Raw genomic sequence first — 22,540 nt, forward strand, 5'->3', positions numbered from 1 at the left:
ACCATGCCTATCAAGAACCGTTTCGCCGATCTGCACGAGGAAATCACCGGCTGGCGCCGCCACCTGCACGAAAACCCCGAATTGCTGTTTGATACGCCGAAAACCTCGGCTTTTATCACCGAAAAGCTGAAGGAATTCGGCTGTGACGAAGTGGTCGGCGGCATTGGCCGCACCGGCGTTGTGGCGGTGATCAAGGGCAAAACCGATACATCCGGCAAGGTGATCGGCCTGCGGGCGGATTTCGATGCGCTGCCGATTCTCGAGGCCACGGGGCTGGACTATGCCAGCAAGAACGAAGGCGTCATGCATGCCTGCGGCCACGATGGGCACACAGCTATGTTGTTGGGGGCGGCGAAATACCTGGCCGAGACCCGCAATTTTGACGGCACCGCCGTGATGATCTTTCAGCCCGCCGAAGAAGGCGGCGGCGGCGGCAAGGAAATGGTCGATGACGGCATGATGGAGCGTTGGAACATTCAGGAAGTCTATGGCATGCACAACTGGCCGCAGGCCGAGGTGGGCAGCTTTGCCATCCGTCCGGGACCATTCTTTGCCGCCACCGACCAGTTTGAAATTGCGGTTGAAGGCAAAGGTGGGCATGGTGCGATGCCCCATACGGTGATTGATACCACCGTGGTGGCCAGCCATATCGTTCTGGCGCTGCAAACCATTGTGTCGCGCAACGTCAATCCGGTGGAAAACGCGGTGGTGTCCGTCACCAGTTTTGAAACCGAAAGCAAGGCATTCAACGTGATCCCGCAGCATGTTTTGCTGAAAGGCACCGTGCGCACGCTGACCACCGAAAACCGCGATCTGGCCGAGGAGCGGTTAAAGAAACTGGCCACCGCCACCGCCGAAGCTTACGGCGCAACGGCCACGGTCAACTATATCCGCGGCTATCCGGCAATGGTGAACAGCGATGTGGAAACCACATATGCGGCCGAAGCGGCGGCCAGTGTGGCCGGTAAATGCGAGGATGCACCGCTGGTGATGGGCGGCGAGGATTTCGCCTATATGCTGGAATCCCGCCCCGGAGCCTATATTCTGGTGGGGAATGGCGACACCGCGATGGTGCACCACCCCGAATATAATTTCAACGACGAGGCTATACCGGCCGGTTGCAGCTGGTGGGCCGAAGTGGTGGAAAGCCGGATGCCGGCAAAGTAGGGCTTTGATGAAACCCTTTCTGATCCTGCAACTGCGCCCCGAGAAAGAGGCGGCGGATGACGAGTTTCAGGCCTTTCTGGACAAGGGGGGGCTGAAACCCGAAGAGGTTTATCGTATCCGACTGGATTGTGAAGATATTCCGCAAGACCTTGATTTATCATCGTATTCCGGTGTGATCGTCGGCGGTGGTCCGGGATGTGTTTCAGACCCGCCCGAGAAAAAGACCCCCGTTGAAGCGCGGATCGAGGCCGAGGTGCTGGGGCTGATGCCGCAGATATGCGCGCAGGATGTGCCGTTTTTGGGCTGCTGTTACGGCATCGGGGTGCTGGGCGAATTTCTGGGCAATGTGGTTAGCAAGGAAAACTATTCCGAAGAGGTGGGAACCTCGGATTGCGCGCTAACCGAAGCGGGGCAGGCGGATGCTTTGCTCGACGGGGTGCCGGAACGGTTCATGGCCTTTGTTGGTCACAAGGAAGCGATGCAAAGGTTGCCGGAGGGGTGCACGCATCTGGTGTCCTCAAAGGCGTGTCCCTACCAGATGGTGCGCTACGGGCAGAATGTTTATGCCACCCAATTCCACCCCGAAGCCGATGCAGCGGGGTTTGAGGTGCGGATCGGGATATACAAGCATCGGGGATATTTCGCACCGGAAGACGCCGAGAAGCTGGTGCAGATGTGTCGGGAGGCGGATGTGTTTGCGCCCGAGTTAATCCTGCGCAATTTCGTGTCCCGTTACGGGCACGATTGACAGCAGGGGTTGCGCCGCCTGACGGCGTCGCCCCAAGGCTCGCCCCTGCGGGGCTCGCCTTTGCCTTCGGCGAAGGTATTTCAGGGCAAGAAGAAGGGGAGGACTTATCCGCTTACCCGCCGGTATGGCTCATGTGGCGGGTCATTTGTCCGTCGGCCTTTTGCCGGAAATAGTCGAAATCGTGGCCCTTTGGTTTGGTGCCGATCGCCTTGTGGATTGCCGCGACCAGCGGGGCGTCATCATCGGGGTTGTCGCGCAGGGCGGGGCGCAGGTCCATGTGGCCCTCTTGCCCCAGACAGGTATAGATTTCGCCGGTGCAGGTGATGCGCACGCGGTTGCAGCTTTCGCAGAAATTATGCGACAGCGGGGTGATAAAGCCGATTTTCTGCCCCGTTTCGTTCAGCCGGATATAGCGGGCCGGCCCGCCGGTGGTTTCGGACAGATCGGTGGTGGTGAAACGTGTTTCCAGCGTGTCACGCAGATCTTGCAGCGACCAGTATTGCCCCAGCCGGTTTGCCTCGCCCATGTCATCGCCCATGGGCATCACTTCGATAAAGGTCAGATCCAGTCCCTTGCTGGCGCACCAGTCTTGCAGGGTGAACAGCTCGTCCTCGTTAAAGCCTTTCACGGCGACTGCGTTCAGTTTCACCCGCAAACCGGCCGCCTGAGCCGCCTCGATCCCGCGCAAAACCTGTGGCAAACGGCCCCAGCGGGTGATTTTGGCGAATTTTTCCTCGTCCAGCGTGTCCAGCGAGACATTGATCCGCTTGACGCCGCAAGCCGCCAGTTCCTCGGCGTATTTTTCCAGTTGCGAGCCGTTGGTGGTGACGGTCAGCTCTTTCAGCGCGCCGGAGTCCAGATGCCGTTTCATCGCGCCGAAAAACGTCATGATCCCGCGCCGCACCAAAGGTTCACCACCGGTGATGCGCAGTTTTTGCACGCCAAGGCCGATAAAGGCCGAACACATGCGGTCCAGTTCCTCGAGCGTCAGAAGTTCCTTTTTCGGCAGGAATTTCATGTTCTCGGACATGCAATAGACGCAGCGAAAATCGCAGCGGTCGGTGACGGAAACGCGCAGGTAGGTCACGGCGCGGTTGAAAGGGTCGATCAGGGCAGGTTCCATGCAACCTGTCTATGCCTCAATCGGGGCTACAGCAAGGGGTGTCACCAAATGGTGAGGCATTGAACCGCAGGATGATCCGTCCTAGTCTTGGATTATGAAGAATTTAGTAAAAACCAGTGTAGTGATTTCAACCGGTCTGTTTTTGGCCGGTTGTGACGGGAAATTCAGTCAGGGCGGGGTGTTCAAGCCCAAGCCGGATGAGCCGGCCAAGGTTGAAAGCGACTCCGGCTCACGTCCGGCGGCGCGGCCAGCAGCTGTTGTCGCCAAACCGGCGGCCACGGCGCACACAGCCGAGCAGTTTGACACCACAACGGCCGAGCAGCGGGCCGAAGCTGTGGTCGAGGCCCGCAGCGGCGGGGCGCGCAAACTGGGCGTGACGATCGCGTCCTTGGGCAATCCGGCCGAGGCGGGCTTCTGGATCAAGACGCCTTTGGTCAACAAGGCGGGCAAGGGGCGGGTGGAATATCCGGCCACGGGCAAATCCGTGGCGGTCGATCTGATCCCGATTGACGGGCCGAAAACCGCAGGCAGCCGCGTATCTCTGGCCACGTTGCGCCTGTTGGGGGCACCTTTGGCGGGCCTGCCGGAACTGATTGTTTTCGCGGAATAAATGCAGGTTCGCCGTTTCATAACACCCGATGCGGACTGGGCGGTGATGCGGCGGAATTTCCGTTGGGATTTGCCTGCGGCATTCAACATTGCCGACAGTTGCTGCACCCGTTGGGCCATGTCCGGACCGGACCGCGTGGCACTGACACAACTGACGGCGGACGGCGGGCATCAGGTCTGGACCTACGGGATGCTCGAGGCGGCCTCGAACGCGCTGGCCAACGCTTTTGCCGCGCGGGGTGTGGGGCGGGGCGATCGGGTGGCGATATTGCTTCAGCAGGGGCCTGAGGTGCTGATCAGCCATTTTGCGGCCTATAAGCTGGGCGCGATTGCACTGCCGTTGTTTACCCTGTTCGGGGAAGAAGCGTTGTCCTACCGCCTGTCGGATTCCGGCGCGCGGGTGGTGGTGACGGACGGGGCGAACCTGTCCAAGGTGATGGCCTTGCGGCAGGATTTGCCAAAGCTGGCCGAGGTTTATTCGATTGATCCGGCCACATCCCCCGTGCGGGATTTTCATGGGGAAATTGCGGCTGGATCGGCGGATTTCACCCCTGTTGCCACCACGCCGGAGGATCCTGCCTTGCTGGTCTATACATCCGGCACCACCGGCCCGCCCAAGGGGGTGTTGCACGGGCATCGTGTGCTTTTGGGGCATTTGCCGGGGATCGAGATGCACCATGAATTCTTTCCGCAAAAAGGCGATTGTGGCTGGACGCCGGCCGATTGGGCCTGGGTTGGCGGGTTGCTGAATATGGCGCTGCCGTGCCTGCATTACGGGGTGCCGCTGATCAGTCGGCGAATGCGCAAGTTTGATCCCGAAGAGGCCTATCAACTGATCATCCGCCATCGCATGCGCAACCTGTTCCTGCCGCCGACCGCGCTGAAACTGATGCAGCAGGTGGAGGTGCCGGCGGGGGTGGATATCCGCTCGGTTTCCTCGGGCGGCGAGAGCCTGGGAGCGCCACTGCTGGCCTGGGCGCAGGATGCGCTGGGGTGTCATATCAATGAAATCTACGGGCAGACGGAATGTAATCTGGTGGTCAGCAGCCAAGGGGGCGGCGGGCATCAGAAGGCGGGGTTCATGGGGCCGGCTGTGCCGGGGCATGATGTGGCGGTGATTGATGCGGACGGGCAAGAGGTGCCTACGGGCGAAATGGGTGAAATCGCGGTGCGTCGGCCTGATCCTGTGATGTTCCTGCACTATTGGAACAAGCCGGAGGCGACGGCGGCGAAATTTACGGGTGACTGGATGCGCACCGGTGATCTGGGGGTGCGCGATGCGGATGGCTATTTCCGCTTTGCCAGTCGGGATGACGATGTGATCACCTCGGCCGGATACCGGATCGGGCCAAGCGAGATCGAGAACTGTCTGGGCGGTCATCCGGACGTGGTGATGGCGGCGGTGATCGGCGTGCCGGATGCGATGCGCACCGAGGTTGTGAAAGGCTTTGTCGTGCTGCGCGAGGGGGCGCAGTGGGAGGGGCTGGAAGCGGCGTTGATTGCGCGGGTGCGCGAAAAGGTCAGCCCGCATGTGGCGCCACGCCTGATCGAGCGGGTCGAGAGCCTGCCGATGACGGCGACCGGCAAGATCATGCGGCGGGAGTTGCGCGGGCGGTGAGTGCCGGATGCCTCCGGCGGGGATATTTGGGCGAAAAAGAAACAGGGGGTTACTTTAGCTTGCGGGCGGCTTCTTTGCGGGCAAAGGGTTTCATCCGCTCGCCGTATTGTTCCAGAAAGGCGCGGGTGCGGTCGGCGTCGTGTTTGGACAGATCGCGCAGCCACCATGCGATGGCTTTCTGGATAAACCAGTCCTTGTCATCCACATAGGAAGCGGCCCAGCCCAGCACGCGGTCGCGGATCAGTAGATCGGCGGATTTGGGATGGTTCTGACGGGTCCACGGCAGGGTGATCACCAAGGCGGCGCGGCGGGTCCACATGTGGGGCGAGGTGGTCCAGAGTTCCACCTGATCAAGGCGCGCGGGGTCGGCCTGAAGCCGTTTGCGACCGGCCATGCAGGCGTGATCGGCCAGCGCCCAGCCGTCAAAATCGGGCACCCATGATTTGATCAGATCCCAGACGGCGGTGTCCTCGCGGATGCGCGCCTGTGTCAGCAGTTTGGCGGCGGCGATGCGGGCCTCAAAGATGTTGCTTTGCCACAGACCATCGGCCAGTTGCACGCGCTCTGCGATGTCCAGACCGGCACGCCATTTGCGCACCTCTTCGTCGATCGCCGGATTGGCCACGCCCAGAAACGGGCGGGTGGATTTGTGATAGGCGGCCATTTGCAGCGCCTTGCCGGGAACAGCGTGGGATTTGAGCGCGGCAATGGCGGTTTCGGGGGTCATTCCACCGTCACCGATTTGGCCAGATTGCGTGGCTGGTCCACATCGGTGCCTTTGGCAATCGCTGTGTGATAGGCCAGCAGTTGCGCAGGCACGGCATAAAGGATCGGAGCAAACAGCGCATCCACCGACGGCATGGCAAGGGTTTCCCACGCGCCTTGCCCCGCTTCCCTGATCCCTGCGGAATCCGATATCAGCAGCACCTTGCCACCGCGTGCCATAACCTCTTGCATGTTGGAAACGGTTTTATCGAACAGCGCGTCGCGCGGGGCCATGACAACCACGGGCATGGATTTGTCGATCAATGCAATGGGGCCGTGTTTCAATTCGCCTGATGCGTAACCTTCGGCGTGTATATAGCTGATTTCCTTCAGTTTCAGGGCGCCTTCCAGCGCCAGCGGGAACATTGCGCCACGGCCCAGAAACAGCACATCCTGTGCCTCGGCCAGCTTACGGGCGATGGCTTTGACCTCGGGTCCGGTGTTGATCGCAAGGCTGAGCAATCCGGGCAGGGTGCGCAGGGTGGCAAGATGGGTGGCAAGGGTTTGATCGTCCAGCGCGCCTTTGTCCGTCGCGGCTTTTAACGCCAGCGTGGCCATCACGGCCAGCTGGCAGGTGAACGCCTTGGTCGAGGCCACGCCGATTTCGGTGCCGGCCAGGATTGGCAGGGCCAGATCACTTTCCCGCGCGATCGAGGATTCCGGCACGTTGACCACGGAAACGATCATATCGGCCTTGCCCTGACAGTAACGAAGTGCGGCCAGTGTGTCGGCGGTTTCGCCCGATTGGCTGACGAACAGCGCCAGAGTGCGGGCCGGAATGGGTGGTTCGCGGTAGCGAAATTCGCTGGCCACGTCCACTTCGACCGGCAGGCGGGCAACCTGTTCGAACCAGTATTTCGCCGTCAGACAGGCCAGATAGGCGGTGCCGCAGGCCACCATGGTGATGCGGTCGAATTTGGTGAAATCAATGCCCGCGTCGGGCAGGGTGATGGCGTTGCCATCGGCAGTGATGTAATGTTCAATCGCTTCGCCCAATACGGTGGGTTGTTCGGCGATTTCCTTGGCCATGAAATGTTTGTGCCCGCCTTTTTCAATCCGCGTGCTGTCGATGTTCACGGTCTTGATCGGGCGGTAAACCTGCTGGCCGTCGGCATCACGAATTTCAACGCTGTTGCGGGTGATGACGGCCCAGTCGCCTTCTTCCAGATAGGTGATGCGGGTGGTCATCGGTGCCAGCGCAATCGCATCCGAGCCGACATACATTTCCCCGTCTCCGTGGCCAATCGCCAGGGGCGAGCCTTTGCGGGCGGCGATCAGCAGGTCATCCTCGCCATCGAACAGGAAGCACAGGGCAAAGGCCCCGTCCAGACGCGACAGGGTTTTTTGCACGGCCTCGCGCGGGCTGTCGCCTTGCTCGATATAGTGGTGGGTCAGAAGGGCGACGGTTTCGGTATCGGTTTCGGTTTGGAATTCGATGCCCTCACCAGCCATTTCCGCACGCAGTTCGCGGAAGTTTTCGATGATGCCGTTGTGCACCACCGCGACCGGTCCGGCCCTGTGCGGGTGCGCGTTGCCGGTGGTGGGGGCACCGTGGGTGGCCCAGCGGGTATGCCCGATACCGGCCTTGCCCGCCAGCGGATCATGCACGAGCAGATCGGACAGGTTGACCAGTTTGCCAACCGCGCGACGGCGCTTTAGTTTGCCATCATGAATGGTGGCAATACCGGCGCTGTCATAGCCGCGGTATTCCAGCCGTTTCAGGGCCTCAACAAGTAAAGGGGCGGCCTCGTGATCACCCAGAACACCAACTATTCCACACATGGATTACGCCCCTTTGTCGCGCTTGGCCTTGGCGGCCTTGAGTTTTTCAAACAGCTTGCGGGCCATGCCCGGTTTGGTTTCCTGCCGTGCGCGGGCCAGCGCCAGCGCACCGTCCGGCACGTTTTTGTTGATCACCGATCCGGTGGCGGTCATTGCTTCATTCCCGACAGTTACCGGCGCAACCAGCATGGTGTTTGACCCGATGAACGCACCTTCGCCGATTTCGGTGCGGTGCTTCATAAAGCCGTCATAGTTGCAGGTGATGGTGCCCGCGCCGATATTGCTGCGTGCGCCGATGCTGGCGTCACCGATATAGGACAGGTGGTTCACCTTGGCCCCCTCGGCGATCATCGCGTTCTTGACCTCGACGAAATTGCCGACTTTGGCCCCTTCGGCCAGTTCGGCACCGGGGCGCAGACGGGCGTAGGGGCCGACCACGGCATCGCGTGATACATGGCAGCCTTCGAGGTGCGAAAAGGCGCGGATGGTGGCGCCGGATTCAACGGTCACATCGGGGCCGAACACCACGATGGGTTCAACCACCGCATCGCGGCCGATCACTGTGTCAAAGGCAAAGAACACTGTGTCGGGGGCGATCAGGGTGACACCGTTTTCCAGCGCCTCGGCGCGTTTTGCGGCCTGAAACAGCGCCTCGGCACGGGCCAGCTGGGCGCGGGTGTTGATGCCGAGGGTTTCGGCTTCGTCACAGGTGACAACACTGGCGCTCAGGCCCTGCTTGCGGCCTGCCGCAACGATGTCGGTCAGGTAATATTCGCCGCTGGCATTGTCGTTGCCGATGGTTTGCAGCAGATCAAACAGGGTGGCGGCATCGGCTGCCACAAGCCCGCTGTTGCACAGGGTAATCGCCAGTTCTTCCTCGGTTGCATCCTTGGCCTCGACAATCCGTTCAAATTGCCCGTCGCGCACCACCATGCGCCCGTAGCGGCCCGGATCGGCGGCTATGAAGCCCAGCATCACGATGTCACTGCCATTCGCGCGGGCTTCAACCATTTCGGCGATGGTTTCGGGACGCACGAAAGGGGTGTCCCCGAATACCACAATCACATCGCCGTCGAAATCGGCCAAAGCCTCTTTGGCTTGCAAAACCGCGTGGCCGGTTCCCAACTGTTCTTCCTGCTCGATCACAAGGGCATCGGGGTTATGGGCCAGCACAGCCTTTTGCACCGCATCAAACCCGTGACCGGCCACGACGACAATCTTGTCAGGGTCCACCGTCGCGCCGGAGGCCATCGCATGCACCACCAGCGGTACGCCGCCCAGCGGGTGCAGCACCTTGGGCAGGTCCGAATTCATCCGTGTTCCCTGACCCGCGGCCAGAACGATTAATGCTGTTGCCATGTTGCTCTGCTCTTTTCGTTTTGTTGTCGCCCGTATTATCGCTTATAGGCGTGGGGGCAAGTCACTTGTGTTTACGCATTATTACAACAGCAGGCAGGCCCTCGCCAAGGGGAGGGCACCAGGGGTGGGATATGAAAACGGTTATTTTTGATCTGGACGGCACATTGGCAGACACCAGCGGTGATCTGATCGCGGCAGCCAATGCCTGTTTTGAGGCGCTGGGGCACGGGGCGATGCTGGATATGGCGGCGGATCAGGCCACGGCCTTTGCCGGCGGACGGGCGATGCTGCGGCTGGGGTTCGAGCGGCTGGGTGTGTCGGACCTTGAGGCGCGGATAGACGAGCAGTTTCAAACGTTTATCGGTTATTACGGGGCGAGTATCGATAGGCACACGCGGGTTTATGACGGCGCGGTTCAGGCTGTGCAACGCCTGCTGGATGCGGATTACCGCGTGGGAATTTGCACGAACAAGCCCGAGGGGCTGGCCGAGGAATTGATGCAGCGGCTGGGCATGCGCGATATGTTCGGCGCCTTGATCGGGGCCGATACATTGCCGGTGCGCAAGCCCGATCCGGCCCCTTATGTGGAAACGGTGCATCGTGCCGGCGGCAATGTGGCGCGTTCGGTGTTGATTGGCGATACGGTGACGGATCGCGAAACAGCGCGGGCGGCGGGGGTGCCTTCGGTGCTGGTGACGTTCGGGCCGACTGGAAGGGATGTGGCGGGTTTGCAGCCCGAGGCGTTGCTGGATCATTACGATGATTTGTTTGGGGTGGTCGAGGGTTTGCTGGCATAGATTGCGTTGTAAGAATGATGATGCCGTTGCCGCTTGAAAACATTTCCACTAAACCGGTTTAATGGAAATGTTTTCGGTCATAAATACAATGCTTTACCCCCTGTTTTTCGGCCCATTTTTCCACCGCCTTGACCTTCCGGAGAAATCCCCGCAATGTCGTTCAATCCACATCAAGGGGCAGACATGAGCGACAAATTCACCGGCAGTTTCACCCAGCAGGAACCGATCCCGGAAGAGGGAATCGAAGCGGCGCTGAATGTGCTGCGCCACGGACGTTTGCACCGCTATAACGTGGCCGAAGGCGAGGCAGGCGAAACCGCGCTGCTGGAGCAGGAATTCGCCACCTATATGGGGATGAAATACGCGCTGGCGGTGGCTTCGGGCGGCTATGCTATATCCACTGCACTGCGGGCTGTGGGCGTGGTGGCAGGCGACAAGGTGCTGACCAATGCTTTCACTTTGGCCCCTGTTCCCGGCGCGATTGCCAGCCTTGGCGCGGTGCCGGTATTTGTCGAGGTGAGCGATGCGCTGACCATTGATCTGTCTGATCTACAACGGAAAATTACCGACAGCGGGGCAAAGGTTCTGCTGCTCAGCCATATGCGCGGCCATATCTGCGACATGGACGCATTGATGCAGATTTGCGATGCCGCCGGTGTGCAGGTGATCGAGGATTGCGCCCACACCATGGGCGCACGCTGGCGCGGGGTGCTGTCGGGGCGGCACGGGGTGATGGCGGCCTATTCAACGCAAACCTACAAGCATATGAACTCGGGCGAGGGCGGTTTGCTGGTGTCGGATGACGCCACACTGATGGCCCGCGCGGTGATGCTGTCGGGCAGCTATATGCTGTATGAACGTCACCTTGCGGGGCCACCGCCGGAAGCCTTTGAAAACCTGCGCTACGAGGTGCCCAATATCTCGGGCCGGATGGACAATCTGCGCGCCGCGATCCTGCGGCCACAATTGCGGGCGCTGGGCCGGCAAGTGGCGGCGTGGAATGAGCGTTATCGCGTGGTTGAAAAGGGCCTGCAAGGCACCCCGGGGCTGACCGTGATCGAAAGGCCCGAGGAGGAAGAATATGTCGGCTCCTCGATCCAGTTTTTGCTGCTGGACTGGGCGGATGAGCAGATCGGCGCGGTGTTGCAACGTTGTGCTGCGCGGGGGGTCGAGCTGAAATGGTTTGGCGGGGCCGAACCCAGCGGTTTTACCTCGCGCTATGACAGTTGGCGCTATGCGCCGGCCCAGAGCCTGCCCGAGTCCGACCGCGTATTGAAAGGGATACTGGACATGCGCCTGCCGCTGACCTTCAGCCTGTCCGATTGTGATCAGATCGCCGGCATTATCCGCGCCGAGGTCGGAACGGTCTATCAGCAATGGGCGGGGTGATGCGAGAGGCAGCGCTGGAAATTTTCCGCGCCGGTGTGGCGGCGGCTGATCCTTATCAGGCGGTGGACAAGGCTTTGCGGGCCAATCCTGTTGCCGCATCCGGCAAGCTGCTGGTCTTGGCTGTTGGCAAGGCCGCGATGCGGATGGCGCAGGCGGCGATGGTGCATAGTTTTAATGCGGAAACCATCGTGATCACAAATTACGAAAACGCGCAGGACGTTGATTATGCAAAGGTATTTGCCGCTGGGCATCCTGTTCCTGACGAAGGTGGGGCTAAGGCGGCGCGCCATGTGATCACAAAACTACAAGCGCTGGGGCAGGGGGATCAGGTGCTGGCGCTGATCAGTGGCGGTGGCTCGGCGCTGATGCCCGCACCACCCGAGGGGATCAGTTTGCAGGACAAGGCCGAGGTAAACCGCCTGCTTTTGTCCTGCGGTGCCGACATTGGCGATATGAATCTGGTCCGGCAGCAGATTTCCACCCTGAAAGGCGGCGGATTGTTGCGCATTGCCGCCCCGGCGCAGGTGCGCGCGCTGATCCTGTCGGATGTGGTGGGGGATGACCTGCGCCTGATTGCCAGCGGACCGACCGTGGCGCCGGTGGGCCCGCGGGAACAAGCGGTGGAAATGATGAAATCCTATGCGGTGTGGAAAGATTTGCCCGCTTCGGTGCAGATGCATTTGTCAATGTTGGCGCCGGACTTGCCGCCATTACCACAGGCAGAAAACCAACTGGTCGGATCAAACCCGATTAGCGTTGCGGCGATGAAACAGGCGGCGGGGACGGCAACCGTTCATCCCGATCCTCTTATCGGGGATGTGGCGCAAGCTGCGGAAATCATATTGAAATCCGGCAAGGGGACCACCCTTTTCGGCGGTGAAACCACCGTAAAGCTGACCGGCACGGGCCTTGGCGGTCGCAATCAGGAACTGGCGTTGCGGGTGGCCTTGCTGGCCGAACAACAGGGCTGGGGGGATGATTGGGTGTTCCTGTCCGGCGGCACCGACGGGCGCGACGGGCCCTGCGATGCGGCGGGCGGGATTGTCGATGGCGGCACACTGAAACGGATACGGGATGCGGGTATTTCACCCAAGGACATGCTGGCCAACAACGACAGCTATCACGCGCTACAGGCGGCAGGGGATCTGCTGATCACCGGCGCCACGGGCACAAATGTCGCAGACCTGCAGGTGTTGATCAGGCGGTAAGCTTGCTTATATTCACGAAATGGAATATGAATGCCGGAACCGAAAGGAAACGCCATGAAAGATTTTACTGCCGCTTCTGACTACCCCGTCGCAATGGATGTCACCCCCGAGGTCACGCCATTTTTCGACGAGGACAGCAACACCTTTTCCTATGTGGTGAAGGACCCGAATTCAGATGCCTGCGCGGTGGTCGATTCCGTGCTGGATCTGGACTATGCCGCCGGACGCACGGGGTATGAACATGCGGACCGGATTATCGAATTCATCCGCGACAACGGCCTGAAACTGGACCTGCAGATCGAAACCCATGTGCATGCCGACCACCTGTCGGCCGCGCCCTATATTCAGGAAAAACTGGGCGGGAAGATTTCGATCGGGAATAATATCACCGTGGTGCAGGATGTCTTTGGCAAAGTGTTCAACGAGGGCACCGAATTCCAGCGCGACGGCAGCCAGTTCGACATCCTGTTTCGCGAGGGTGACACCTATACCATCGGCACCATGCCCGCCTTTGTGCTGCACACGCCGGGCCACACGCCCGCCTGCATGACACATGTGATCGGCAACACAGCCTTTGTCGGCGATACGCTGTTCATGCCCGACGCCGGTTCGGCGCGGGCCGATTTTCCGGGCGGGGATGCGGGGCAACTTTATGATTCCGTTCAAAAAATCCTGTCCTTGCCGGATGAGACCCGCCTGATGATGTGCCACGATTACGGCACCGATGGCCGCGAAGTGCAGTATGAAACCACGGTGGTGGCGCAAAAGGCCGAAAATATCCATTTCGCCGGTGGTATCAGCCGCGAGGAATTCGTGAAAATGCGCGAGGCACGCGATGCGACGCTTGGCATGCCACGTCTGATCATTCCGTCCATTCAGGTCAACATGCGGGCCGGAAATATGCCTGCTGCGGACACAGACGGGAACGTCTATTTAAAGGTTCCTATAAATAAACTATGAAGGGGCGAATAAGCCCGGGAGAACATCGGGCTGCCAACCAGCAAGGGATAGAAGAAGCATGGAAATACGGCGTCTTTCGGATGATTTTGCAGTCAGCCCGCAGATCACGGTCGAGGATTTACCTGCCATTTGGGAGGCGGGCTATCGCACCCTGATCTGCAATCGGCCAGATGGCGAAGAAACGGGGCAAACCGACGTTGCCAAAATCGAATCCGCTGCCCGAGATATGGGGTTCACGTTTTTCGGTATTCCTGCCGTATCCGGCCGGGCTGCGATGCCGCATGCGATCCAAACCCGCAAGGCGCTTGAAAATGCGCCAAAACCTGTATTTGCCTATTGTCGCACCGGAACCCGCTGCACGGTGATCTGGTCGCTGATGATGCTGGGTGAAATGGAGGATGCCGATATTCTGGCCTCTGCTGCCGCTGCCGGATACGATATGTCCGCCCTTATCCACGTCGATTAGCCCCGTGAAACGCCTGTCGATCCCGGCCCCTCTGCGCCGCTACCTGCCCATTCTGGACTGGGGCAGCCAATATTCCCGCGATGATCTGACCGGCGACGGGGTGGCGGCGGTGATCGTTACCATCATGCTGATCCCGCAATCGCTGGCCTATGCTCTGCTGGCCGGATTGCCGCCGGAAATGGGGCTGTATGCCTCGATCCTGCCGCTGATTGCCTATGCGGTGTTTGGCACCAGCCGTGTTCTGGCGGTGGGACCGGTGGCGATCATATCGTTGATGACGGCCACAGCGGTGGGTCAGATGGCGCTGTCGGGCACCACAGAATATGCCGCCGCCGCGATTGTGCTGGCGTTTATGTCGGGGCTGATCCTGCTGCTGATGGGGGTGCTGCGGCTGGGGTTTCTGGCCAATTTCCTAAGCCATCCGGTGATTGCCGGGTTTATGGCCGGCGCGATCATCCTGATTGCCACCAGCCAGATCAAGCACCTGTTCGGGATCAAGGCCAGCGGCAGCGACTTGATCACCCTTGGTGGCGCATTGATCCGAAATATCGCCCAGACCAACCCGATTACGGTTGCAATATCGGCGGCTTCAGTCGGCTTTCTGATCTGGGCACGCAAGGGGTTGAAACCCCTTCTGGACCGCACGGGCCTGCCTGCGCGGCTGGTCACCATCCTGTCCAAAACCGGCCCGCTTGTAATCGTGGCCGCCACCACATTCGCGGTTTGGGTGTTGCAACTGGACCAGCATGGCGTGTCGATTGTCGGCAAACTGCCCCGTGGCATCCCGCCGCTGACGGTGCCGGTGTTTGACGCGGAAATCTGGGGGCAATTGGCGGTCTCGGCCATCCTGATCTCGATCATCGGATTTGTCGAATCCGTGTCCGTGGGCCAAACCTTGGCTGCGCGCCGCCGCCAACGCATCATACCGGATCAGGAACTGATCGGGCTGGGGGCGGCCAATGTCGCCTCGGCCATTTCGGGGGGCTATCCGGTGACCGGCGGCTTTTCGCGTTCCGTCGTGAATTTCGATTCCGGCGCCCGCACGCCCGCGGCAGGCGGCATGACCGCCATCGGCATTCTGCTGGCCGCCCTTTTCCTGACGCCGGCCCTTTACTACCTGCCAAAGGCCGCACTCTCCTCGATCATCATCGTGGCGGTGCTGTCTCTGCTGGACCTGTCGATGCTGCGCAAAACATGGGCCTACTCAAAGACCGATTTTCTGGCCGTTGCCGTTACCTTGCTGGCGACCCTCGGCTTTGGCGTGAAAATCGGCGTCACCGCAGGCGTTTTGCTGTCGCTGGCGCTGTTCCTCTACAAAACCTCGCGCCCGCATGTGGCCGAAGTGGGCCGCGTGCCGGGCACCGAGCATTTCCGCAATATCCTGCGTCACACGGTGGAAACCACGCCGCAGATCCTGACCATCCGCATTGACGAAAGCCTGTATTTCGCCAACGCCCGCTTTCTCGAGGATTATATCCTTGACCGCGTGACCGGCGATAAGGACCTGCGCCATGTGGTGCTGATGTGTCCGGCGGTGAACGAAATCGACACCAGCGCGCTGGAATCGATCGAGGCCATAAACCACCGCCTGCACAGCCTTGGCCTCAAATTGCACCTGTCCGAAGTAAAAGGCCCCGTAATGGACCGCCTCAAACGCACTGACCTGCTGGAGGAACTGACGGGGCAGGTATTCCTGTCACAGCATCAGGCAATTGACGCGCTGTCCGGATAACCCGCCCTCATGTTTCTTTTTCGCCCAAATATCCGCACCGCAGGCATGGAATCTTTTATCCCCGCCCCGTAAACAGAGCCTATGAGCCAAGCAACCGAAACCCGCGCCGCCGCCCGCCTGTCCGTCGCCCCGATGATGGACTGGACCGACCGCCATTGCCGCTATCTGCACCGGCTGATGTCGGCGCGCGCGCTGCTTTATACCGAAATGGTTACATCCCCCGCACTGGTACGTGGCAAGGCGCGTCATCTGTTGTGGTTTGACCCTACGGAACACCCTGTGGCCGTGCAACTGGGCGGCTCGGATCCGGCGGAACTGGCCGCCGCCACCCGCATCTGCTGTGATGAAGGTTATGACGAGGTAAACCTGAACATCGGCTGCCCCTCGGATCGGGTGCAATCTGGCAGCTTTGGTGCGGTGCTGATGGAAAACCCGGCGCTGGTGGCCGACTGTTGCGCCGAAATGATCGCCGCCTCGGACGTTGAAATCACCGTGAAATGCCGCATTGGCGTGGACAAACAGGAACCGCGTGAAAACCTGCCCGCCTTCCTTGAAACCGTCCGCGCTTCTGGCGTTACCCGTTTCACCATCCACGCCCGCAAGGCGTGGTTGCAGGGCCTCAGCCCCAAGGAAAACCGCGACGTGCCGCCGCTGGATTACGATCTGGTGCTGCAAATGAAACGCGAATTCCCCGATATGCATATATCGGTCAATGGCGGCATCACCACGCTGGATCAGGCGCGCGGGTTTCTGGATGCGGGGCTGGACGGGGTGATGATTGGCCGCGCCGCCTATCATACACCGGACGCGGTTCTGCTGGGGGCGGATCAACAGATTTTCGGCCGTGCAGGGTGCAAAACCACCTTTCAGGTGGTCGAGGAAATGCGCCCCTATATCGCCCGCCATCTGGCCGACGGGGGGCGTCTGAACCAGATTACCCGCCACATGCTGGGCCTGTTCGCCGGCCGCCCCGGTGCGCGCGGCTGGCGGCGCACCCTGTCCGAGGGGGCGCACAAGAATGGCGCAGGTCTGGAAGTGCTGGACGCCGCCCTGCAACATGTGCAGGATCGCCAGAAAACAGCCGAAAGCACCTGACATGCCCGAAATGAACACCCTGCTGCCAATGGTTGCCCTTCTGCTGGCGACAGGAGCCTTTGCCGGCGTTATGGCCGGATTGCTGGGGGTGGGCGGCGGTATCATCCTAGTGCCGGCCTATTTCTATATTTTTTCGTCGCTGGGCTATGGCAGCGACCAGTTGATGCAAATCTGTCTGGCCACATCGCTGGCCACGATCATCGTCACCTCGCTGCGCTCGGTTTCCAGCCATAACAAAAAGGGCGCGGTGGACTGGGGCATCCTGCGGGGGTTTGCCCCCGGCATCGTGGTTGGCGCGGCACTGGGCGTGTTGATCGCTGCCTCGCTGCGCTCGGTCGTGCTGCAAGGTATCTTTGGTGTGCTGGGCATTACCATCGGCCTCTACCTTGCCTTTGGCCGCAACCACTGGCGGCTGGGGGATGGGATGCCAACCGGCATACGGCGCGCCATCCTGTCACCGATCCTCGGCTTCATGTCGGTGCTGATGGGCATCGGTGGCGGCTCGTTCGGGGTGCCGTTGATGAGCCTCTATAACACCCCGATCCACCGCGCTGTCGCCACGGCGGCCGGTCTGGGCGTGCTGATCGCCGTGCCCTCGGTGATCGGTTTCCTGATGCTGGATATTCCCGCAAATGCCAAACCGCCCTATACCATCGGCGCGGTCAACCTGCCGGCCTTTGTGCTGACCATATCCATGACCCTGATCACCGCCCCTTATGGCGTGAAACTGGCGCATATGATGGATCCCAAACCGCTAAAACGTGTCTTTGCAGCCTTCCTGATCCTTGTCGCCCTGAACATGCTGCGCAAAGCGGCTGGGCTTTAGGTCTGTGCTCGGGGTCCTGCTCCCTGTTTTCTTCGTGCCCAAAATACCTTCGCCGAAGGCATGAGCGCGCCCCGTAAGGGGCGCGCGGGGTGACGCGCTTTAGCGCGGTACAACCTATTCCCCCAATCCTTCCAGATAATCCGACAGGGTCTTGCCCAAATCGTCACCAAATTGCGACGGTAACACAGAAACATCGCGCATACGGTCCACCCGAAACACCCGAAAATCCGCGCGCAACTCGCACCACGCAATCACCGTCCAGACCCGCCCCCAGTATTCCAGTTGCAACGGGCGCACCACCCGTTCGGTCATCTCGCCTGTTTCGTTGTGATACCCCAACCGTACCTTGTGGTGCATCCGGATCGCGGCTCGCAGGGTGGGCATATATTTGAACCCCTTGGCGGCATCCTCCAGCGGGTTGGCGGCAAATCCCCACCCCAATGCCGGCGCATCCCTGTCTTCGGGTAGCACAATATCCACCTTTGCTATCAATGATTTGGCGGCTTCGGCCAGTTCCGCGTCGCTTGATTTCGCGACCACATCCATGCCCAGATGAAACGCTTCCAGTTCGGTCATGGTCAGGTTCAGCGGCGGCAGGGTGATCGGCGCGGTCATGCTGTAGCCCAGCCCGCGTTCCCCCTCGACCGGCACGCCGGATGCGATCAGCTTGTCCATATCGCGGTAGATCGTGCGCACCGACACTTCCAGCCGCTCGGCCATGTCCTGGGCACGATGCAGCCGCCCGTCACGCAGGATCTGGATCATTTCAAAAAGGCGGTCTTTGCGGCTCATGGGGGCAAACTCGGTGACGCAGGCGCCAAGGTCAAGCACCCGCAACCGGATTTGCGTATGATTCGGTAAATTCCATCCCGCACAACTGACATAAACCTGTCAGTTGACAATATGGCGGCACAAAACCGGTAAAAAAGCCGCGATTTTCAGCGAATTTGGCCTTTGATCTTCTGATCCAAGGCAATAAACACAGGGGGTGAAATTCCAGTCCGGCCCCCGCCGGACATCCTGACATAGGAGAAGACTATGCTGAATAATATTGGCCTGCCGGGCCTTCTGTTGATCGCTGTTGTGGTGCTGGTTCTGTTCGGGCGCGGCAAAATCGCGTCCTTGATGGGCGAAGTGGGCAAAGGCATCTCGTCGTTCAAGAAAGGCGTAAGCGAAGGCAAGAAAGAGCTGGAAGATACAGCCGTTGCTGCCAAGGACGTCACGCCGGAAGACGAAAAAGAGAAAGACAAAGACGAGGCGTAATCGCCCCTTTCCTGTTTTATGTTGAGAAGGCGGATCGCATATGTTTGACATCGGCTGGACCGAATTATTGGTCATTGGCATCGTCGCGTTGATCGTGGTGGGACCAAAAGATTTGCCCGGAATGTTCCGCACCCTTGGCCGGTTCACCGGCAAGGCCAAGGCGATGGCGCGCGATTTCCAGTCAGCTATGAACGAGGCCGCGGATTCGGCAGGCGTCAAGGATGTGGCGGATGATCTGAAAAACGTAACCTCGAAAAAGGCGCTGGGGCTGGACGCGCTGGACGAAGTGGCGACCAAGTTTGAAAACTGGGATCCGATGACGCCCGAGGCACAAGCCAAAGCGGCCGAAACCAAAGCGGCCGAAAAGGCGAAAAAGGCGGCCCTTGTCAAAGAGCGCACCGAAGCCGCCAAGAAAATGCACGCTGCAACCGCAAAGGCAAAAGACGGGAAAACAGCGGCCAAACCCGCCGCCAAGCCGAAAGCAAAAGCACCAGCCAAGCCAAAGGCCAAAGCCGCTGCCAAACCCAAGGCCCCGGCCAAGCCGAAAACGGCCAAGCCTAAAGCACCAGCCAAACCCAAAGCAAAAGCCGCCAAACCCAAAGCAAAATCAGGTGACAAAGCATGACCGACGAGGTTGAAGACTCCACAGCCCCGCTGATCGAGCATCTGGCCGAGCTGCGCAATCGTATCATCTATTCAGTGATTGCCTTCATTGTGGGCATGGTGATCTGTTTTTCCTTCGGCAGCTGGATCCTTGATTTCCTGCTGACGCCGATTGAAAAGACCATGCGTGAATTGGGGGATCCCAATCCTGTGATGCAGTTCACCGCGCCGCAGGAATATTTCTTTACCCTGATCCGCATTTCCATGGTGTTCGGGCTGGGCCTGTCCTTTCCCGTGATTGCCTACCAGATGTGGCGTTTCGTGGCGCCGGGGCTGTACAAAAACGAAAAAAGTGCGTTTCTGCCGTTTATCATCGCCTCCCCCGCGCTGTTCATTCTGGGCGCGGCGTTCTCGCATTATATCGTTATCCCGATGGCGATGACGTTCTTTCTGGGCTTTGCCGATGCGTCGTCCATCTTTACGGCGTTCCAGCCTCAGGATGGTACGGTTGCCACGGATAACGGTGTGCAGATCGTGTTTCAGGGGAAAGTTAACGAAACCCTTGATATCACGCTGAAAATGATGGTGGCTTTCGGGCTGTGTTTCCAGTTGCCAGTGTTGTTGACCCTGATGGGCAAGGCCGGTCTGGTCAGCGCCAAGGGCCTGCGCGGTGTACGCAAATACGCGATTGTCGGTATTCTGGTGCTGGCCGCGATTGTTACCCCACCGGATGTGATCACCCAACTGGTCCTGTTTGTTGTGGTGTTCGGCCTTTATGAGGTTTCGATCCATCTGGTTGCCTATGTTGAACGCAAACGCGAGGCCAAACTGCGGGCCGAAGGGTTGTGGTTTGACGACGACGAAGATGAAGACGACGGCGCGGAAACCGAAGAAAACGACCCGCTGATGGACGAGTTCGACGAGGACGAAGCCGAGGAAGAGGGCTATTTCAAAGAAGACGGTAAATGAGCGGCAAGGCGCTGAAACGGATTGCGGCGGCATTGGAGCGAATCAGCCCCAAGCCCGCCAAAGCCCCCGATTTCAGCGCCGCTGACGCCTTTGTCTGGCAGGTTGATCCCGACCATCTGGAACCTGTCGCCAAGGTGAACCGCATTGCGCTGGACCTGCTGGTCGGGGTGGATCGCGCCCGCGACACGCTGCTGGTGAACACCCTGCAATTTGCCCGTGGCCTGCCCGCCAACAACGCCCTGTTGTGGGGCGCGCGCGGGATGGGGAAATCGTCACTGGTCAAGGCCATTCATGCGGCGGTTCTGGAACAGGGGCTGGCGCTGAAGATCGTCGAGGTCCAGCGCGAGGATTTACCCAGTATTGGCCGCCTGCTGGCGCTGCTGCGGGACGCGGACGACCGGTTCCTGCTGTTTTGCGATGATCTGTCGTTTTCCCATGATGACGAACATTACAAATCGCTAAAGGCGGTGCTGGATGGCGGGGTGATCGGGCGACCGGAAAATGTGGTGTTCTATGCCACCTCGAACCGGCGCCATCTGATGCCGCGCGATATGATCGAAAACGAACGGGGCTCGGCCATCAACCCGTCCGAGGCGGTCGAGGAAAAGGTGTCCCTGTCTGACCGTTTTGGTCTGTGGCTGGGGTTTCATGCCTGCTCGCAAGACGAATATCTGGAAATGATCCAAGGCTATTGCGCGGCCTATGGCGTGGCAATAGATGCCGAAACTCTGCGTGCTGAGGCGATCGAATGGGCCGCAACACGCGGCAGCCGGTCGGGTCGCGTGGCGTGGCAGTATTTCACCGATCTGGCCGGACGAACGGGCGTTTCCCTGTAAGTGAAACGCCCGCCTTTTGTTATTGCAGATAGGGCATCGGATCGACGCTGTCGAAATCCTTGCGCACTTCGAAATGCACAAACGCCGGATTGGCGGCGCGCACCTTGGCGATGGCTTGACCCCGACGCACACGGTCGCCTTTTTTCACTGTGATCTTGTCGATATTGGCATAGATCGTCAGCAGGTTGCCTTTGTGCCGGATCACAAGGATCGGCACCTGATCGGTATCGCGTGTAATCGCGGCCACGGTGCCGTCATCGGCGGCAATCACTGGTGTGCCGGCCTTGGCGGCGATGTCGATGCCGTCGCTTTTGGTCGAATAGGCACGAATGATGTTGCCCTGAACCGGAAACAACAGCCGTGCACTGCTGGCCGCTGCGGGTTTGCCGCCCCCCAGATTGGGCGAGGCAGGCGTGGCCGGTTTGGCCGCTGCCGGTTTTTCGGCGGGCAGGGGTTTGGTCGAACTTGGCGGCACCGGAACGGGTGTGCCTGTGCCCGGCGGGGTTACGTCATCGTTGGGGGGCGGGCTATTCCTGGCGACAGGGATCAACAAATATTGCCCTTCGCGCACCGTCAGATTGTTGCCAAGACCATTCCATTCCGCCAGCGAGCGCACCGAAACGTTGTAAAGCCGCGAGATCGAGTAAGCGGTTTCGCCGCGCTCGACCTTGTGACGGATCGGCTCGACACCAGATGGGATGTTAGCGTTTGCATTGGCCGGTTTGCTACCCGCCCGTTCAATCGCGCCACCGGCAAGGGTGGTGATGTCAACGGGTTCGGGTTGCAGTGGGCCGGAGGTGACAGCGCCCGTTGCCGGTGAAGGTTCGGTCACGCGGCGGGGCAGGGCGATGATTTCGTCCGGACGCAGTTGGGTATCGGGTGCCATGCCGTTGTAGCGGGCCAGCTCGGCCGGATCCAGACCAAGGCGGTTGGCAACACTGGTCAGGGTATCGCCACGACGCGCTACGGCGACCTGATAATTGGGATAGGAAATCACCCCGCGATCATCCGCTGGCGGGCGGGGCGCTGTGGCTTGCCTTGTGGCGTTGGAGGTATTGGGCGCATTGCCAAAATTGTTGCGCAGATCAAAGTCTAAATTGCTACAGCCCGACAGGGTGCTGAACATCGTCAGGGCCACACCTGAAAACAGGGCCCGCATCATAGGGGTTTGGCGTTTTGCCATTTGCTCGTTCCTCAAATACCGCGGCCCGTTTGTCGGACCTGT

At 60.0% G+C, this 22,540-nt stretch carries 22 protein-coding genes; 16 read left to right on the forward strand and 6 right to left on the reverse strand.

All coding sequences use genetic code 11. The features are described from left to right. The first annotated feature begins 3 nt into the window (after positions 1-3). Both BAR1_RS05715 and BAR1_RS05720 read left to right on the forward strand, forming a co-directional pair. On the forward strand, positions 4-1,167 hold the full coding sequence (locus BAR1_RS05715) for a M20 aminoacylase family protein (protein ID WP_118942134.1): 1,164 nt from the start codon (positions 4-6) through the stop codon (positions 1,165-1,167). A gap of 7 nt (positions 1,168-1,174) precedes the next feature. Continuing rightward, positions 1,175-1,915 carry a glutamine amidotransferase gene (locus tag BAR1_RS05720; protein ID WP_118942135.1) on the forward strand — a complete coding sequence of 247 codons (741 nt, stop codon included), beginning with the start codon at positions 1,175-1,177 and terminating at the stop codon, positions 1,913-1,915. 112 nt (positions 1,916-2,027) lie between these two features. Here the strand turns inward: BAR1_RS05720 and moaA are convergent, their stop codons facing one another. Beyond that, a complete protein-coding gene (gene moaA / locus BAR1_RS05725) occupies positions 2,028-3,038 on the reverse strand; it encodes a GTP 3',8-cyclase MoaA (RefSeq protein WP_118942136.1) in 1,011 nt (336 codons plus the stop codon). Between the two features lie 94 nt (positions 3,039-3,132). Between moaA and BAR1_RS05730 the strand changes: the two genes are divergently transcribed. Further along, positions 3,133-3,648, forward strand: a complete 516-nt coding sequence (locus BAR1_RS05730) for a hypothetical protein (protein ID WP_118942137.1) — start codon at positions 3,133-3,135, stop codon at positions 3,646-3,648. Beyond that, positions 3,649-5,265, forward strand: coding sequence for an AMP-binding protein (locus tag BAR1_RS05735; protein ID WP_118942138.1), 1,617 nt, complete (start codon positions 3,649-3,651; stop codon positions 5,263-5,265). It begins immediately after the preceding gene. Positions 5,266-5,314: 49 nt separating this feature from the next. Here the strand turns inward: BAR1_RS05735 and BAR1_RS05740 are convergent, their stop codons facing one another. Genes BAR1_RS05740 through glmU form a run of 3 tightly spaced genes read right to left on the reverse strand, consistent with a single transcriptional unit; the run spans position 5,315 to position 9,171 of the window. After that, positions 5,315-5,992, reverse strand: a complete 678-nt coding sequence (locus BAR1_RS05740; RefSeq protein ID WP_118942139.1) for a DNA alkylation repair protein — start codon at positions 5,990-5,992, stop codon at positions 5,315-5,317. Continuing rightward, on the reverse strand, positions 5,989-7,812 hold the full coding sequence (gene glmS / locus BAR1_RS05745; RefSeq protein ID WP_118942140.1) for a glutamine--fructose-6-phosphate transaminase (isomerizing): 1,824 nt from the start codon (positions 7,810-7,812) through the stop codon (positions 5,989-5,991). Before glmS ends, BAR1_RS05740 begins: the two co-directional genes overlap by 4 nt. 3 nt (positions 7,813-7,815) lie before the next feature. Then, positions 7,816-9,171 carry a bifunctional UDP-N-acetylglucosamine diphosphorylase/glucosamine-1-phosphate N-acetyltransferase GlmU gene (gene glmU, locus BAR1_RS05750; protein WP_118942141.1) on the reverse strand — a complete coding sequence of 452 codons (1,356 nt, stop codon included), beginning with the start codon at positions 9,169-9,171 and terminating at the stop codon, positions 7,816-7,818. 131 nt (positions 9,172-9,302) lie between these two features. On the opposite strand from glmU, the gene BAR1_RS05755 reads away from it, so the two are divergent. The 8 genes from BAR1_RS05755 (at position 9,303) to BAR1_RS05790 (ending at position 17,644) form a co-directional block, all read left to right on the forward strand. Next, positions 9,303-9,968: an HAD-IA family hydrolase gene (locus BAR1_RS05755; protein WP_118942142.1), complete on the forward strand. Its 666-nt coding sequence runs from the start codon at positions 9,303-9,305 to the stop codon at positions 9,966-9,968. 183 nt (positions 9,969-10,151) lie between these two features. Continuing rightward, complete coding sequence (locus tag BAR1_RS05760) at positions 10,152-11,357, forward strand: DegT/DnrJ/EryC1/StrS family aminotransferase (protein ID WP_118942143.1); 1,206 nt, start codon at positions 10,152-10,154, stop codon at positions 11,355-11,357. Beyond that, the gene (locus BAR1_RS05765) at positions 11,357-12,565 is read left to right on the forward strand and encodes a glycerate kinase type-2 family protein (protein ID WP_228408760.1); all 1,209 of its coding nucleotides are present in this window, start codon (positions 11,357-11,359) and stop codon (positions 12,563-12,565) included. Before BAR1_RS05760 ends, BAR1_RS05765 begins: the two co-directional genes overlap by 1 nt. A 54-nt stretch (positions 12,566-12,619) precedes the next feature. Further along, complete coding sequence (locus BAR1_RS05770; RefSeq protein WP_118942145.1) at positions 12,620-13,525, forward strand: MBL fold metallo-hydrolase; 906 nt, start codon at positions 12,620-12,622, stop codon at positions 13,523-13,525. 58 nt (positions 13,526-13,583) lie between these two features. Next, entirely contained in the window at positions 13,584-13,991 is a 408-nt protein-coding gene (locus BAR1_RS05775) for a TIGR01244 family sulfur transferase (RefSeq protein WP_228408762.1), read from the forward strand. Further along, a complete protein-coding gene (locus BAR1_RS05780) occupies positions 13,924-15,723 on the forward strand; it encodes a SulP family inorganic anion transporter (RefSeq protein WP_118942146.1) in 1,800 nt (599 codons plus the stop codon). The genes BAR1_RS05775 and BAR1_RS05780 overlap by 68 nt, the downstream gene beginning before the upstream one ends. Positions 15,724-15,804: 81 nt before the next feature. After that, the gene (dusA, locus tag BAR1_RS05785; RefSeq protein ID WP_118942147.1) at positions 15,805-16,818 is read left to right on the forward strand and encodes a tRNA dihydrouridine(20/20a) synthase DusA; all 1,014 of its coding nucleotides are present in this window, start codon (positions 15,805-15,807) and stop codon (positions 16,816-16,818) included. Between the two features lies 1 nt (position 16,819). Beyond that, positions 16,820-17,644 (forward strand): sulfite exporter TauE/SafE family protein, encoded by an 825-nt coding sequence (locus tag BAR1_RS05790; RefSeq protein WP_118942148.1) that lies wholly within the window; start codon positions 16,820-16,822, stop codon positions 17,642-17,644. A 114-nt stretch (positions 17,645-17,758) separates the two neighbouring features. On the opposite strand, the gene BAR1_RS05795 is transcribed toward BAR1_RS05790, so the two are convergent. Further along, positions 17,759-18,436 (reverse strand): helix-turn-helix transcriptional regulator, encoded by a 678-nt coding sequence (locus BAR1_RS05795; RefSeq protein WP_118944358.1) that lies wholly within the window; start codon positions 18,434-18,436, stop codon positions 17,759-17,761. A 246-nt stretch (positions 18,437-18,682) separates the two neighbouring features. Here BAR1_RS05795 and BAR1_RS05800 point away from each other — a divergent pair, with 246 nt between their 5' ends. Genes BAR1_RS05800 through BAR1_RS05815 form a run of 4 tightly spaced genes read left to right on the forward strand, consistent with a single transcriptional unit; the run spans position 18,683 to position 21,315 of the window. Then, on the forward strand, positions 18,683-18,907 hold the full coding sequence (locus BAR1_RS05800) for a twin-arginine translocase TatA/TatE family subunit (protein WP_118942149.1): 225 nt from the start codon (positions 18,683-18,685) through the stop codon (positions 18,905-18,907). A 40-nt stretch (positions 18,908-18,947) separates the two neighbouring features. Further along, positions 18,948-19,532, forward strand: a complete 585-nt coding sequence (tatB, locus tag BAR1_RS05805) for a Sec-independent protein translocase protein TatB (protein ID WP_118942150.1) — start codon at positions 18,948-18,950, stop codon at positions 19,530-19,532. Beyond that, positions 19,529-20,479: a twin-arginine translocase subunit TatC gene (tatC, locus tag BAR1_RS05810; protein ID WP_118942151.1), complete on the forward strand. Its 951-nt coding sequence runs from the start codon at positions 19,529-19,531 to the stop codon at positions 20,477-20,479. Before tatB ends, tatC begins: the two co-directional genes overlap by 4 nt. Continuing rightward, positions 20,476-21,315: an ATP-binding protein gene (locus BAR1_RS05815; protein WP_118942152.1), complete on the forward strand. Its 840-nt coding sequence runs from the start codon at positions 20,476-20,478 to the stop codon at positions 21,313-21,315. The genes tatC and BAR1_RS05815 overlap by 4 nt, the downstream gene beginning before the upstream one ends. A 19-nt stretch (positions 21,316-21,334) precedes the next feature. Here BAR1_RS05815 and BAR1_RS05820 read toward each other — a convergent pair whose 3' ends face one another. Further along, on the reverse strand, positions 21,335-22,498 hold the full coding sequence (locus tag BAR1_RS05820; RefSeq protein WP_118942153.1) for a peptidoglycan DD-metalloendopeptidase family protein: 1,164 nt from the start codon (positions 22,496-22,498) through the stop codon (positions 21,335-21,337). Positions 22,499-22,540: the final 42 nt, after the last annotated feature.

Origin of the sequence: Profundibacter amoris, from assembly GCF_003544895.1 — a bacterium.
Lineage (GTDB): Bacteria > Pseudomonadota > Alphaproteobacteria > Rhodobacterales > Rhodobacteraceae > Profundibacter > Profundibacter amoris.

What these genes read in the sequence shown, in the direction of transcription:
- BAR1_RS05820 (WP_118942153.1), bottom strand. Translation starts at nt 22,498, where the DNA reads ATGGCAAAACGCCAAACCCCTATGATGCGGGCCCTGTTTTCAGGTGTG.
- glmU (WP_118942141.1), bottom strand. Translation starts at nt 9,171, where the DNA reads ATGGCAACAGCATTAATCGTTCTGGCCGCGGGTCAGGGAACACGGATG.
- tatC (WP_118942151.1), top strand. Translation starts at nt 19,529, where the DNA reads ATGACCGACGAGGTTGAAGACTCCACAGCCCCGCTGATCGAGCATCTG.
- BAR1_RS05735 (WP_118942138.1), top strand. Translation starts at nt 3,649, where the DNA reads ATGCAGGTTCGCCGTTTCATAACACCCGATGCGGACTGGGCGGTGATG.
- moaA (WP_118942136.1), bottom strand. Translation starts at nt 3,038, where the DNA reads ATGGAACCTGCCCTGATCGACCCTTTCAACCGCGCCGTGACCTACCTG.
- BAR1_RS05720 (WP_118942135.1), top strand. Translation starts at nt 1,175, where the DNA reads ATGAAACCCTTTCTGATCCTGCAACTGCGCCCCGAGAAAGAGGCGGCG.
- BAR1_RS05740 (WP_118942139.1), bottom strand. Translation starts at nt 5,992, where the DNA reads ATGACCCCCGAAACCGCCATTGCCGCGCTCAAATCCCACGCTGTTCCC.
- BAR1_RS05800 (WP_118942149.1), top strand. Translation starts at nt 18,683, where the DNA reads ATGCTGAATAATATTGGCCTGCCGGGCCTTCTGTTGATCGCTGTTGTG.
- BAR1_RS05770 (WP_118942145.1), top strand. Translation starts at nt 12,620, where the DNA reads ATGAAAGATTTTACTGCCGCTTCTGACTACCCCGTCGCAATGGATGTC.
- BAR1_RS05755 (WP_118942142.1), top strand. Translation starts at nt 9,303, where the DNA reads ATGAAAACGGTTATTTTTGATCTGGACGGCACATTGGCAGACACCAGC.
- BAR1_RS05795 (WP_118944358.1), bottom strand. Translation starts at nt 18,436, where the DNA reads ATGAGCCGCAAAGACCGCCTTTTTGAAATGATCCAGATCCTGCGTGAC.
- BAR1_RS05815 (WP_118942152.1), top strand. Translation starts at nt 20,476, where the DNA reads ATGAGCGGCAAGGCGCTGAAACGGATTGCGGCGGCATTGGAGCGAATC.
- tatB (WP_118942150.1), top strand. Translation starts at nt 18,948, where the DNA reads ATGTTTGACATCGGCTGGACCGAATTATTGGTCATTGGCATCGTCGCG.
- BAR1_RS05790 (WP_118942148.1), top strand. Translation starts at nt 16,820, where the DNA reads ATGCCCGAAATGAACACCCTGCTGCCAATGGTTGCCCTTCTGCTGGCG.
- BAR1_RS05780 (WP_118942146.1), top strand. Translation starts at nt 13,924, where the DNA reads ATGCCGATATTCTGGCCTCTGCTGCCGCTGCCGGATACGATATGTCCG.
- BAR1_RS05715 (WP_118942134.1), top strand. Translation starts at nt 4, where the DNA reads ATGCCTATCAAGAACCGTTTCGCCGATCTGCACGAGGAAATCACCGGC.
- glmS (WP_118942140.1), bottom strand. Translation starts at nt 7,812, where the DNA reads ATGTGTGGAATAGTTGGTGTTCTGGGTGATCACGAGGCCGCCCCTTTA.
- BAR1_RS05775 (WP_228408762.1), top strand. Translation starts at nt 13,584, where the DNA reads ATGGAAATACGGCGTCTTTCGGATGATTTTGCAGTCAGCCCGCAGATC.
- BAR1_RS05730 (WP_118942137.1), top strand. Translation starts at nt 3,133, where the DNA reads ATGAAGAATTTAGTAAAAACCAGTGTAGTGATTTCAACCGGTCTGTTT.
- BAR1_RS05760 (WP_118942143.1), top strand. Translation starts at nt 10,152, where the DNA reads ATGAGCGACAAATTCACCGGCAGTTTCACCCAGCAGGAACCGATCCCG.
- dusA (WP_118942147.1), top strand. Translation starts at nt 15,805, where the DNA reads ATGAGCCAAGCAACCGAAACCCGCGCCGCCGCCCGCCTGTCCGTCGCC.
- BAR1_RS05765 (WP_228408760.1), top strand. Translation starts at nt 11,357, where the DNA reads ATGCGAGAGGCAGCGCTGGAAATTTTCCGCGCCGGTGTGGCGGCGGCT.